Raw genomic sequence first — 12,428 nt, forward strand, 5'->3', positions numbered from 1 at the left:
GCCTCGCGCGGCTTATGGCAATTAACAAGCACGCGTGCTTGCTTTTTTCTGGATCGGGTGTGATGCTGGACCAGGAACGCGGACTCCACCGGCGGCGCAACGCGGCGGGCCGGGACGGTTCGCCGCACAGGAGGGCCTTCCAGCTGATGAGTATGCTGGCCGCCGATCCGGAGCTGATCCGAATCGGCAACTGTTCCGGGTTCTACGGTGATCGGCTCAGTGCCATGCGGGAGATGCTCGATGGCGGGCAGCTCGATGTGCTCACCGGGGACTATCTCGCCGAGCTGACCATGCTGATCCTCGGCCGCGACCGGATGAAGGATCCGAGCCTCGGTTATGCCAAGACCTTCGTCCGGCAGATCGAGGACTGCCTCGGGCTGGCGCTGGAACGCAATGTGCAGATCGTCACCAATGCGGGCGGGCTCAATCCGGCCGGGTTGGCGGAGAAGCTGCGCAAGGTTGCCGCGGATCTCGGTCTGGACGCCAAGATCGCCCATGTCGAGGGGGACGACCTGCTCGGCCGGGCGGGCGAACTCGGCCTCGGTGCGCCGCTGACCGCCAATGCCTATCTCGGTGCCTGGGGCATTGTCGAATGTCTGAACGCGGGCGCGGATATCGTGGTCACCGGACGGGTCACCGACGCCTCGGTGATCGTCGGCCCCGCCGCCGCCCATTTCGGTTGGGGGCGAACCGATTACGACCAATTGGCCGGTGCGGTGGTGGCCGGACATGTCATCGAATGCGGTACCCAGGCCACCGGCGGCAACTTCGCGTTCTTCACCGAACTGGCCGATCTGGGCCGTCCCGGCTTCCCGATCGCCGAGGTGCGCAGGGACGGCAGCAGTGTCATCACCAAACATCAGGGCACCGGCGGCGCGGTCACCGTGGATACCGTTGCGGCGCAGCTGATGTACGAGATCCAGGGTGCGCGCTATGCGGGGCCCGATGTCACCGCGCGGCTGGACAGCATCGAGCTGAGTCCCGACGGCCCCGATCGGGTGCTGATCAGCGGTGTGACCGGCGAGGCCCCGCCGCCGCAGCTGAAAGTCTCCCTCAATACGCTCGGCGGCTTCCGCAATGAAATGGAGTTCGTCCTCACCGGACTCGATATCGAGGCGAAAGCCGCACTCGCACAACGACAACTGGAGTCCTGGCTGCCGGTGCGGCCCGCGGAGCTGACCTGGACACTGGCGCGCCTGGACCGGCCGGATGCCGAAACCGAGGAGCAGGCCAGCGCGCTGCTGCGCTGTGTGGTTCGCGATCCGGATCCGAACAAGGTCGGTCGTGGCTTCTCCAATGTCGCGGTAGAGCTGGCGTTGGCCAGTTATCCGGGGACCAACTTCACCAGCCTGCCCGGCAATGGATCGCCGTACGGTGTGTACACGCCGGGATTCGTCGACGCCGCCGAGGTGCCGCATGCGGCGGTGCTGCCGCAGGGCACCCGCATCGATATCGAACCGGCCTCGGATACCAGGGAATTGGCCGAGGTCGCCGAACCCGAGCTGCCGGAACCGTTGCCCGCCAGCGAAACTCGCCGCGCTCCGCTCGGCACGATCGCACTGGCCCGCAGTGGCGATAAGGGCGGTAATGCCAACATAGGCGTGTGGGTGCGCACAGATGAACAGTGGCGTTGGCTGGTGCACGCGCTCACGGTCGAGCGGCTCGAGCAATTGCTGCCCGAGGCCGCGCCGCTGACCGTCTCCCGGCATGTGCTGCCGAATCTGCGTGCCGTGAACTTCATTATCGAAGGTCTGCTCGGACAGGGGGTGGCCTATCAGGCCCGATTCGATCCGCAGGCCAAGGGGCTCGGCGAATGGCTGCGCTCGCGTCATATCGACATACCACTGGAGCTGTTGTGAATTCAGTATCGCGAAGTGATTCGACCGGGGGCGGTGGCCGGGCGACGGGTGGGCATCCCTGGCATACCCCCGAGCGGCGCGAATTGCGCTCCACCGTAAGAGGTTTCGCCGAGCGGGAAGTTCTCCCGTATCTCGACGACTGGGAGCGCGATGGCGAGATCCCGCGCGAACTGCACAAGAAGGCTGGAGCGCTCGGACTGCTCGGCATCCAATTCCCGGAATCCGCGGGCGGTTCCGGCGGTGACGGCATCGATGCCATGATCGTCTGCGAGGAGATGCACCAGGCCGGATGTTCCGGTGGTCTGTTCGCCTCCCTGTTCACCTGCGGTATCGCGGTGCCGCACATTATCGCCTCGGGCAATGCGGATCTGATCGAGCGCTTCGCCCGCCCGACCCTGGCCGGGGAGAAGATCGGTTCGCTCGCCATTACCGAACCGGGGGGCGGCTCGGATGTCGGCCATCTCACCACCACCGCGCGCCGCGATGGCGACCATTACATTGTCAATGGCGCCAAGACCTACATCACCTCGGGCGTGCGGGCCGATTTCGTGGTGACCGCGGTGCGCACGGGTGGCCCCGGCTCCGGCGGGATTTCGCTGCTGGTGGTGGAGAAGGGTACGCCGGGATTCACCGTCAGCCGCAAGCTCGACAAGATGGGCTGGCGGGCCTCCGATACCGCGGAACTGTCCTACGTGGATGTCCGGGTGCCGGTGGCGAATCTGGTCGGCCCGGAGAATTCCGGCTTCTATCAGATCGCGGGCGCCTTCGTCAGCGAACGCGTCGGCCTCGCGGTGCAGGCGTATTCGCAAGCGCAGCGCTGCCTGGATCTGACCCTGGAATGGGTGCGCAATCGAGAAACGTTCGGCCGACCGCTGATCAGCAGGCAGGCCGTGCAGAATACGGTGACCGAAATGGCCCGCCGCATCGATGTGGCCCGGGTCTACACCCGAGATGTGGTGCGGCGCAGCGCGGATGGGGAAACCGACCTGATCGCCGAGGTGTGCTTCGCCAAGAACACCGCCGTCGAGGCGGGCGAATGGGTGGTCAACCAGGCCGTGCAGCTCTTCGGCGGTCTCGGCTATATGTGCGAATCCGAGGTCGAGCGGCAGTACCGCGATATCCGCATTCTCGGCATCGGGGGCGGCACGACGGAAATTCTTACCGGCCTGGCCGCGAAACGATTGGGGTACCAGTCTTGACGACATTACGAACCACCCTCGATACCGCGTCGCCGGAATACGCGGCCGCGGCCGAGGCCATGACCGCCAAACTCGGCGAGGTCGAGGCGGAATTCGCCAAGGCCATCGCTGGTGGCGGTCCGGATAAGCTGGCCCGGCATCGCAAGCGCGGCAAGCTGACCGCGCGCGAACGCATCGAATTGCTCATCGATGAGGATTCACCGTTCCTGGAGCTGTGCCCACTTGCCGCATGGGGCAGCGACTTTCATGTCGGCGCCAGCGTGGTGTGCGGAATCGGCATTGTCGAGGGCGTCGAATGCATGATCGTCGCACCGGATCCGACCGTGCGCGGTGGTACCTCGAATCCGTGGACACTGCGCAAGAACCTGCGCATGAACGATATCGTCATGCAGAACCGACTACCGGTGATCGGCCTGGTCGAATCCGGTGGCGCGGATCTGCCGACGCAGAAGGAAGTCTTCGTACCCGGCGGGCAGATGTTCCGGGATCTCACCCGGGCATCCGCGGCCGGAATCCCGACCATCGCTTTGGTTTTCGGCAATTCCACGGCCGGTGGCGCGTATATCCCCGGCATGTCCGACTACACGGTGATGATCAAGGAGCGTTCCAAGGTATTCCTCGGCGGACCGCCGCTGGTCAAGATGGCCACCGGCGAGGAGTCCGATGACGAATCGCTCGGCGGTGCGGATATGCATGCGCGCGTCTCGGGTCTGGCCGACTATCTGGCGGTCGACGAACAGGACGCGATCCGCATCGGTCGCTCCATCATCAAGCGGCTGAACTGGCAGAAGCAGGGGCCGGCGCCGCGCGCCGAGGTGATCGAGCCGCGCTACGACCAGGAAGAGCTGTTGGGCATCGTCCCGTCCGATCTGAAGATTCCGTTCGACCCGCGCGAAGTGATCGCCCGCGTTGTCGACGGTTCGGATTTCGACGAGTTCAAACCGCTCTACGGCGGCAGTCTGGTCACCGGATGGGCGGAGCTGCACGGATATCCGGTCGGCATTCTCGCCAATGCGCGTGGTGTGCTGTTCTCGGAGGAGTCGCAGAAGGCGACCCAGTTCATCCAGCTTGCCAACCAATCGAATACGCCACTGCTGTTCCTGCACAACACCACCGGTTACATGGTCGGTAAGGAATTCGAGCAGAAGGGCATCATCAAGCACGGCGCGATGATGATCAATGCGGTCTCGAATTCGAAGGTGCCGCATATTTCGCTGCTGATGGGTGCGTCCTACGGTGCGGGGCACTACGGCATGTGCGGTCGCGCCTACGACCCGCGATTCGTCTTCGCCTGGCCCAGTGCGAAATCCGCCGTTATGGGCGGTGCACAGCTGGCCGGTGTGATCTCGATCGTGGGCCGGGCGGCCGCGGAGGCCAAGGGCATTGCGTTCAACGAGGAGGCCGATGCCGGGATGCGCGCGATGGTCGAGGCGCAGATCGAAGCCGAATCGCTGCCGATGTTCATGTCCGGGCGGCTCTACGACGACGGCGTGATCGATCCCCGCGATACCCGCACGGTATTGGGAATGGCCTTGTCCGCCATCCACAATGCCCCTGTCAAGGGCGCCGAGGGCTTCGGCGTCTTCCGGATGTGAGGGCCGAACAATGACAGCATCGCATAGCGATTCCGTGAGGGGCGGCAGTCGGGTGACGGGTGGGCCAGCATCGCATAGCGATTCCGTGAGGGGCGGTGGCCGGGTGACGGGTGGGCTTACGAATGTTCTGGTCGCCAATCGAGGTGAGATCGCCCGCCGGGTATTCGCCACCTGCCGTCGCATGGGCATCGGCACGGTCGCGGTCTACTCCGACGCGGATGCCGCGGCACCGCACGTCGCGGAGGCCGATGCGGCGGTGCGCCTGCCGGGAAACGCTCCGGCGCAGACATATCTGCGCGGTGAGCTGATCATCGAGGCGGCCCTGGCCACCGGTGCCGATGCCATCCACCCCGGTTACGGATTCCTTTCCGAGAATGCCGAATTCGCACGGTCGGTGCAGGCGGCCGGACTGGTGTGGATCGGCCCACCGGTGGAGGCCATCGAGCAGATGGGCTCGAAGGTCGCCTCGAAGAAGATGATGGACGCCGCCGGTGTTCCGGTACTCGCCGAACTCGATCCGGCCGAGGTCACCGCCGCGCAGCTGCCGGTGCTGATCAAGGCCTCCGCCGGTGGTGGCGGTCGGGGCATGCGCGTGGTGCGCGACCTCGCCGATCTGGAACCCCAGATCGCCGCCGCGCGCCGGGAAGCCGAATCCGCCTTCGGCGATCCGACGGTGTTCTGCGAGCGGTACCTGGAGACCGGCAGACATATCGAGGTCCAGGTCATGGCCGATACGTACGGCACCATCTGGGCGGTGGGCGAGCGCGAGTGCTCGATCCAGCGCCGCCATCAGAAGGTGATCGAGGAGGCGCCCTCGCCGCTGGTGGAGCGGATCGACGCCATGCGCGCGTCAGGCCCGGAGGCGGTAGCGGAGCGTGACCACGCAGGGCCCGCGCGCATGGCCGATGGACAGGGCATGCGCGCGTCAGGCCCGGAGGCGGTAGCGGAGCGTGACCACGCAGGGCCCGCGCGCGTGGCCGATGGACAGGGCATGCGCGCGTCAGGCCCGGAGGCGGTAGCGGAGCGTGACCACGCAGGGCCCGCGCGCGTGGCCGATGGACAGAGCATGCGCGAGCGGCTGTTCGAGGCGGCCAAGCTGGCGGCCGGTGCGATCGGCTACACCGGCGCCGGAACCGTGGAATTCCTCGCCGACGAGGCGGGCGAATTCTTCTTCCTGGAGATGAATACCCGTCTGCAGGTGGAACATCCGGTCACCGAGTGCACCACCGGACTGGATCTGGTGCGGGCGCAGCTGGAGGTCGCGGCGGGCGGTGCATTGGCCGCTGCCCCGCCACCGCTGCGTGGACATTCGATCGAGGTCCGGCTCTACGCCGAGGATCCGGCGCACGAGTGGCAGCCGCAGAGCGGCACCGTGCACCGACTCGAAATCCCGTCGGTGCGCACCGAATTCGACGTACTCGACCGGCCGGGTGTGCGATTGGACACCGGTGTGGTCGACGGTTCGGTTGTCGGTGTGCACTACGACCCGATGCTCGCGAAGGTCATCTCCTACGCCGAGACCCGTGCCGAGGCGGCACGACTGCTGGCAACGGCATTGCAGCGCGCCAAGATTCACGGTCTGGTCACCAATCGCGACCTGCTGGTCCGTGTGCTGCGCCACCCCGCATTCCTCGCCGGAGACACCGATACCGCCTTCTTCGACACTCACGGACTGGACGCGCTGTCCGCGCCGCTGGTCTCGGACGCCGATGAATCGCTGTCGATCGTGGCCGCCGCACTCGCGGATGCCGCGGCCAATCGCAAGGCGGCCAGGGTCGGCGCGGGATTGCCGGCGGGCTGGCGCAACCTGCCGTCGCAGTCGCTGCACAAGTCGTATGAGAGCCGTACCAGCGGAACACATGACATCGGCTACCGCTTCACCCGCACCGGCGTCACGGTGGACGGTCATGACGGCCTCGAACTGGTAGCAGCCGGGCCCGATCGGGTAGTGCTCGCGGTTGCGGGCGAACGCGGGCTGGTGCGTCGGCAATTCGATATCGCCCGCTACGGGGATCTGGTCTGCGTGGATTCGCCGCTCGGACCGGTCTCGGTGCGCAGACTGCCGCGCTTCAGCGATCCGGCCGATCAGGTCGCACACGGTTCGCTGCTCGCGCCCATGCCGGGCAGCGTGATCCGGATCGGCGCGCAGGTCGGCAGCGCCGTCGAACAGGGCCAGCCGATTCTGTGGCTGGAGGCGATGAAGATGGAGCACACCATCTCCGCGCCCGCCGCAGGCGTGCTCAGTGCCCTCAATGTCACTGTCGGCCAGCAGGTCGATGTCGGCGCCGTACTCGCCGTCGTCGATCCCACCGAAATCCAGGAGAACCAATGAGTTTCATCGAAACCGACGAGCAGAAGGCGCTGCGGGCCGCGGTGGCCGCGCTCGCCGCGAAGTACAACTACCGCGATTACGTGCTGCCGAAGGCGCGCAAGAACGAACCGCTCACCGAATTGTGGGATGAGGCGGGCAAACTCGGCTTCCTCGGCGTGAATCTGCCGGAGGAGTACGGCGGCGGTGGTGCGGGCATGTACGAGCTCTCGCTGGTCATGGAGGAGCTGGCGGCCCAGGGTGCGGGCCTGCTGTTGATGGTGGTCTCACCGGCCATCTGCGGCACCATCATCACCAAATACGGCACCGACGAGCAGAAGCAGCTGTGGCTGCCCAAACTCGCCGACGGCAGCGGCAAGATGGTCTTCGGCATTACCGAACCGGACGCCGGATCGAATTCACATCAGATCACCACCACCGCGCGCCGCGACGGCGAGGACTGGATCCTCAACGGCCGCAAGATCTTCATTTCCGGCGTCGACCAGGCCGAGGCGGTGCTGATCGTCTCGCGCACCGAGGATCACAAGACCGGCAAGCTCAAGCCCGCGCTGTTCATCGTGCCGACCGATGCCCCCGGGTTCGTCAAGACGCCGCAGGAAATGGACATTATCGAGCCCGACCACCAATTCACCCTGTTCCTCGATGACGTGCGGCTGCCGTCGGACGCATTGGTCGGCAAGGAAGATGCCGCGCTGATGCAACTGTTCGCCGGTCTGAACCCGGAGCGGATCATGGGTGCGGCTATGGCCGTGGGCTTGGGCCGCTATGCCATCGAACGCGCCGTCGAGTACGCCAAGGAGCGCACGGTGTGGAAGTCGCCGATCGGTGCGCACCAGGGCATTTCGCATCCGCTCGCGGCGGTGAAGGTCGAGGTGGAACTGGCCAAGCTGATGATGCAGAAGGCCGCGACCCTCTACGACGCCGGCGACGAGATGGGTGCCGCCGAAGCCGCGAATATGGCGAAATACGCTGCGGCCGAGGCGAGTATCAAGGCGCTCGATCAGGCGATCCAGACCCATGGCGGCGCTGGCCTCACCAAGGAGTACGGTCTGGCCGCCATGCTCGCCGCCGCCCGCATCGGTCGCATCGCCCCGGTCAGCCGCGAGATGGTGCTGAATTTCGTTGCCCAGTACTCGCTGGGTCTGCCCAAGTCCTACTGACACTCTCGCCCTCGTCGTCCCGATGCCGGGCGACGAGGGCAGGGGCGGCCCTACAGGAGGTTCGATGAATTCAGCGTCGCATCGCGACTCGATGAGCGGCGGTGGCCGGGAGACGGGCGGGCCCCAGACATACACCGCACTGTATGTGCGCTACGAGGTCGCCAATGGCTTCGCCACGCTCACCCTCGACTCACCGCACAACCGCAATGCGCTCTCCTCGCGGCTGGTGACCGAGCTGCTGCGAGGCCTCGACGATGCGGCGGCCGACCCCGCCGTGCGCGGCATCGTGCTCGCGCACACCGGCAATACCTTCTGCGCGGGCGCCGACCTCAGCGAGGCCAGCAATGCCGATCCGGCAGTGGCCGCCGATGAACGCACGCGCGTAATGATCGGCGTACTGCGCAGACTCGTCGAAACGCCCAAGCCGATCATTGCCAGGATCGATGGCAATGTGCGCGCGGGCGGCATGGGCATCGTCGCCGCGTGCGACATCGTGGTGGCCGGTCCCGCCAGCAGCTTCGCCCTCACCGAGGTGCGAATCGGGTTGGCGCCGTTTATGATTTCGCTGACCCTGCTGCCACGGCTCAGCCCGCGTGCGGCCAGCCGGTACTACCTGACCGGTGAGAAGTTCGGCGCGGAGGTCGCCGAGCAGATGGGTCTTGTCACGGTCACCGCGGACGATCCGGTGGCGGAGACGGCCCGGCTGTGCGCGGAGCTGCGCAAGGGCTCACCGCAGGGTCTCGCCGAGGCCAAGCGACTGGTCAACGCGGCCATCCTGGCCGAGTTCGACAGCTCCGCCGAGGAGCTGGCCACCCGTTCGGCGAGCTTCTTCGGCACCCCCGAGGTGCACGAGGGCATGGCGGCCTTCTTGCAGCGCCGGCCACCGAGCTGGGCACAATAGCGCCATGGTGACACCCCACGAACCCAAGCAGGACCGCAGCCGAGCCACCCGGCAGCGCCTGCTCGAGGCGACCATCGACTGCCTGGCCGAAATGGGCTGGGCGGCGGCCACGGTCGCGGTCGTCGCGGAACGGGCGGGGGTGTCGCGTGGTGCGGCCCAGCATCACTTTCCGACCAGGGAAGATCTGATCACCGCCGCACTCGAGTACATGTTCGACAGTCGCACCCAGCAGGCCAAGGTCGAGGGCAAGGCGGTGACCGCCGTGGACGAAGGGATCGGCCGCACCGAGGCGGTGGTGGCCGGGTTGGTCGAGTCCTACACCAGTCCGCTGTTCAAGGCGGCGCTGCAGGTGTGGACCCATGCGGCGGCCGATCCGGCGCTGCGCGAGCGAATCGTCCCGCTGGAAGCCAAATTCGGTCGCATCTCGCATCGGCGTGCGGTGGAGGCGCTCGGTGTGGACGACTCCGATCCGGTCGCGCACCATCTCGTCCAGGCCACCCTCGATCTGGCACGCGGGCTCGGCCTGGCCGATGTGCTGACCGATGACTCGGCCCGCCGCAAGCAGATCGTGGCGCAATGGGCGGCCACACTGCACACCGCATTGGAAGCCCCACGCTGACCCGCCGGTCCTGACATCCCTCTCGAGCACGCGGAATCGTTGCAGCAATCCGGCACGAACACCGGCCGGTGTCGACTGCGCTGGGAACGACTACCAGATATCAGTCCAGGCCGACATCGAGCTGATTCCAGCTGATCGTCACGTCGAGTGGGTCGGCGACATCGACCGCCACCGCATCACCACGAGCGCTAGTCCTCGGCCGGGCCTTTGTCCGGTGATACGTGCCGGAACCAGGTGGCCGTCTCCTCGGGAGTCAGTGCTCGCTCCAGGGTCAGGTCGCCGACCATATTCGGGAAGAAGCGTCCAGCTGGCCAATTGCGTTGGTAGGGTGGCGGATCCAGTACCAGCAGGCGGGTGCCGTCGACCACCGGGATATCCCAGGGCGTGCCCTCGTTCCAGATCCAGGAGCCGTCCGGCGCGACCAGATTGAACGATCCGGTGGTGTGCACCATGCCGGGCATATCGCGGCACATGGCGACCGCCTCCGCCGTCGGCGCTGCACCAGGAATATGCCCACCGCCGATGAGCGCATCGGCGAGCAGGGTGTGCAGTTGGAAGTTGTCACCGATGCCGGTCATCCGCATCGCGTAGCCGGTGCCGGTCTCGCGGTGCAGCACGATGAGCGGCTCGTCGTCCAGCACGATCAGCGCGTATCCGAGGCATTTGTCCCACCGGGCGGAGATTTCGCCCAGCGCGTCGTGACGCTCGCGGATGATGTCGCGACCCGCCTGCCCGAACTTCTGCCGCACCGACTTGTGCTGCAACATGGCCAGACCCGCGCGGTTCCAGTCGTCCAGCGTCCACCACGACAGCGTCTGGTCGAATCCGAAGACCTCGAACAGTTCCGGGTCCAGCTCGACCTGTTCCGGGTCGGGTGCGTCGCCGACATCGGCCGCCGCCCACATCTCGGCGAATTCCTTGGCGTTGTCGAGGGTTTTCGCGAGGTTGCCGAGTACACGAGGCGCACATGCGACCGGGTCTGCGCCACCCTCGACGCACGCGCCGATGAGGACCGCGATACTCGCCCGCGGTCCCGACTGCACATCGGACAGCAGGTCGGCGAGCCGCTTTCCGCCCTGTGCGAGCTCTTGTGGAGTCGCCGATTGGTACAGGCGATGCATCTCCATATGAGCTTCTTGCTGTTCCTGCGGGTCCTGCGCGTGCACCGCGCGCTCGAAATCGAAGACGGCGTCGATGAATCGATCGGTGGTCGAACTCATACCCGCAAGCTAACAGCTTGCCGTCAACGGGAATTCGCTGTCAGCACAGCCCCGCCTGCTGCATGTGACTCTCGTCCACCGCGTAGGAGGTGGAACCGATGAGGACGCCGAGGAGTCCACCGATGACCAGTCCGGGGATCGCGCCGACGATGAAGATGGGCAGACCGGCGATGCCTCCGATGGTGGCGCCGAGCAGGCCGCCGACCAGCGTCCGGACCTCGATGGTATCGCCGGGCGGCAGGGGGCACCCGTCGATGAGGGTGGCCTGCGGGGTTGGTTCGGCTGCCGCGGCGATCGGTGCGGTCACGGTCACCGGAGCGGCCGGTTCGGGCGATTCGACCGGTGCGGCCGATGCGGTGGACACGAATCCGACGGCGAGCGCGATCGCGACCAACGTGCCGATGACGGTGACGGCGAATCTCGAAATACTTCTCACAGTTGTCCTGATGGCTAGGAGTTGGCGCATGACCTGATGGCGGCCGTGGCCCGACGGAGTCGTCACGCGCTGGACCATCATTCCCGGAGTTCGCGGTGCGCGAAAGAGTTTCGGATGAATGCCGCATTAAGAGGATTTCGAGGAAACCGGTCAAGGTATCTCGAGCCGCGGCTCCACCATGGCATGTCACACCCGTCCACCCTGCGTCGTCGTCTCTGTGAACGCGGACAACGCAGCGAATCAGGAGTAGGGATCATGTCGAACACCAAGAAGATCGCAGTGGCCGGAGCGACCGGACGGCTGGGCCGTCATGTGGTGGATGTGCTGAACGAGCAGGGACACGAGGTCGTGGCATTCTCCCGGGCCAACGGTGTCGATATCGAGACCGGGGCGGGTCTGCTGGACGCGCTCGAAGGGGTGGATGTCGTGATCGACGCGTCGAGCACGCCGTCCGCCGACAAGGACATCGCCACCGAATTCTTCACCGCTTCGGCGAAGAACCTGCACGAGGCGGGCCACAAGGCCGGTGTCGAGCGTCTGGTCGTGGTCTCCATCATCGGCATCGACAACACCGTGGCCGGTTACAACGCCGCCAAGCTCGTCCACGAGCAGGCGCTGCTCGAAGGTCCACTGCCGGTACAGATCCTGCGCGCCGCCCAGTTCCATGAACTGGTCGAGGTGATGATGCAGTGGGGCACCCAGGGGGAGGTGTCCTACGTCGCGAATATGAAAACCCAACTGGTTGCGGCCCGTTCGGTTGCCGAGGCGCTGGTCGATCTCGCCGTGCACCCGCTGCCGGAGTCTTCGGCTGGCCCGTTCCCGGAAATCGCTGGTCCACGTGCGGAGACGATGGCGAGCGCGGCTGCGCTGCTGGCCGCGCGCCGGGGCACTCCGGCCGAGATCCGCGAGGTGAGCGACCCGGACAACGCCGACCGTGAGATCTTCGAGAACGGCACCCTGCTCGCCAGCCCGCACGCGGTCCTCGCGGGCCCGACCTTCGCGGAATGGGTCGACGCGACCGAGCCCGCGGCGAAGTAGCCTGAGCTTCGGCGACTCCGATGTGGTGTCCGAGCCGCCGAAAACGATCCGCCCGGTGCGTGTGCACCGGGC

Annotated in this window: 10 protein-coding genes; 8 read left to right on the plus strand and 2 right to left on the minus strand. The window is 66.3% G+C overall.

Annotated features, from left to right (window positions below; all coding sequences use genetic code 11):
- Nucleotides 1-146: 146 nt before the first annotated feature.
- The 7 genes from ACQP0C_RS03560 to ACQP0C_RS03590 all read left to right on the plus strand — a co-directional run bounded on the left by ACQP0C_RS03560 (nucleotide 147) and on the right by ACQP0C_RS03590 (nucleotide 9,662).
- Nucleotides 147-1,859, plus strand: a complete 1,713-nt coding sequence (locus tag ACQP0C_RS03560) for an acyclic terpene utilization AtuA family protein (RefSeq protein WP_433730492.1) — start codon at nucleotides 147-149, stop codon at nucleotides 1,857-1,859.
- Complete coding sequence (locus ACQP0C_RS03565) at nucleotides 1,856-3,058, plus strand: acyl-CoA dehydrogenase family protein (RefSeq protein ID WP_433730494.1); 1,203 nt, start codon at nucleotides 1,856-1,858, stop codon at nucleotides 3,056-3,058. Before ACQP0C_RS03560 ends, ACQP0C_RS03565 begins: the two co-directional genes overlap by 4 nt.
- Nucleotides 3,055-4,653: an acyl-CoA carboxylase subunit beta gene (locus tag ACQP0C_RS03570; protein WP_433730496.1), complete on the plus strand. Its 1,599-nt coding sequence runs from the start codon at nucleotides 3,055-3,057 to the stop codon at nucleotides 4,651-4,653. Before ACQP0C_RS03565 ends, ACQP0C_RS03570 begins: the two co-directional genes overlap by 4 nt.
- A 103-nt stretch (nucleotides 4,654-4,756) precedes the next feature.
- Nucleotides 4,757-6,985: a biotin carboxylase N-terminal domain-containing protein gene (locus ACQP0C_RS03575; RefSeq protein WP_433730498.1), complete on the plus strand. Its 2,229-nt coding sequence runs from the start codon at nucleotides 4,757-4,759 to the stop codon at nucleotides 6,983-6,985.
- A complete protein-coding gene (locus ACQP0C_RS03580; protein ID WP_433730500.1) occupies nucleotides 6,982-8,142 on the plus strand; it encodes an acyl-CoA dehydrogenase family protein in 1,161 nt (386 codons plus the stop codon). Before ACQP0C_RS03575 ends, ACQP0C_RS03580 begins: the two co-directional genes overlap by 4 nt.
- Nucleotides 8,143-8,233: 91 nt before the next feature.
- Entirely contained in the window at nucleotides 8,234-9,043 is an 810-nt protein-coding gene (locus ACQP0C_RS03585; protein WP_433734423.1) for an enoyl-CoA hydratase family protein, read from the plus strand.
- Between the two features lie 4 nt (nucleotides 9,044-9,047).
- Nucleotides 9,048-9,662 (plus strand): TetR/AcrR family transcriptional regulator, encoded by a 615-nt coding sequence (locus ACQP0C_RS03590; RefSeq protein WP_433730502.1) that lies wholly within the window; start codon nucleotides 9,048-9,050, stop codon nucleotides 9,660-9,662.
- Between the two features lie 188 nt (nucleotides 9,663-9,850).
- Here the strand turns inward: ACQP0C_RS03590 and ACQP0C_RS03595 are convergent, their stop codons facing one another.
- Together ACQP0C_RS03595 and ACQP0C_RS03600 are read right to left on the minus strand one after the other, a co-directional pair.
- A complete protein-coding gene (locus tag ACQP0C_RS03595) occupies nucleotides 9,851-10,882 on the minus strand; it encodes a hypothetical protein (RefSeq protein ID WP_433730504.1) in 1,032 nt (343 codons plus the stop codon).
- A 40-nt stretch (nucleotides 10,883-10,922) separates the two neighbouring features.
- Complete coding sequence (locus ACQP0C_RS03600; RefSeq protein ID WP_433730506.1) at nucleotides 10,923-11,384, minus strand: hypothetical protein; 462 nt, start codon at nucleotides 11,382-11,384, stop codon at nucleotides 10,923-10,925.
- A 189-nt stretch (nucleotides 11,385-11,573) separates the two neighbouring features.
- Here ACQP0C_RS03600 and ACQP0C_RS03605 point away from each other — a divergent pair, with 189 nt between their 5' ends.
- Nucleotides 11,574-12,356, plus strand: a complete 783-nt coding sequence (locus ACQP0C_RS03605; protein WP_433730508.1) for an SDR family oxidoreductase — start codon at nucleotides 11,574-11,576, stop codon at nucleotides 12,354-12,356.
- The last annotated feature ends 72 nt before the right edge of the window (nucleotides 12,357-12,428 follow it).

It is taken from the genome of Nocardia sp. CA-129566 (assembly GCF_050956075.1).
Lineage (GTDB): Bacteria > Actinomycetota > Actinomycetes > Mycobacteriales > Mycobacteriaceae > Nocardia.

Coding starts and splice junctions, on each gene's coding strand:
- ACQP0C_RS03560 (WP_433730492.1), top strand. CDS start 147: ATGAGTATGCTGGCCGCCGATCCGGAGCTGATCCGAATCGGCAACTGT.
- ACQP0C_RS03580 (WP_433730500.1), top strand. CDS start 6,982: ATGAGTTTCATCGAAACCGACGAGCAGAAGGCGCTGCGGGCCGCGGTG.
- ACQP0C_RS03585 (WP_433734423.1), top strand. CDS start 8,234: ATGAGCGGCGGTGGCCGGGAGACGGGCGGGCCCCAGACATACACCGCA.
- ACQP0C_RS03590 (WP_433730502.1), top strand. CDS start 9,048: ATGGTGACACCCCACGAACCCAAGCAGGACCGCAGCCGAGCCACCCGG.
- ACQP0C_RS03595 (WP_433730504.1), bottom strand. CDS start 10,882: ATGAGTTCGACCACCGATCGATTCATCGACGCCGTCTTCGATTTCGAG.
- ACQP0C_RS03605 (WP_433730508.1), top strand. CDS start 11,574: ATGTCGAACACCAAGAAGATCGCAGTGGCCGGAGCGACCGGACGGCTG.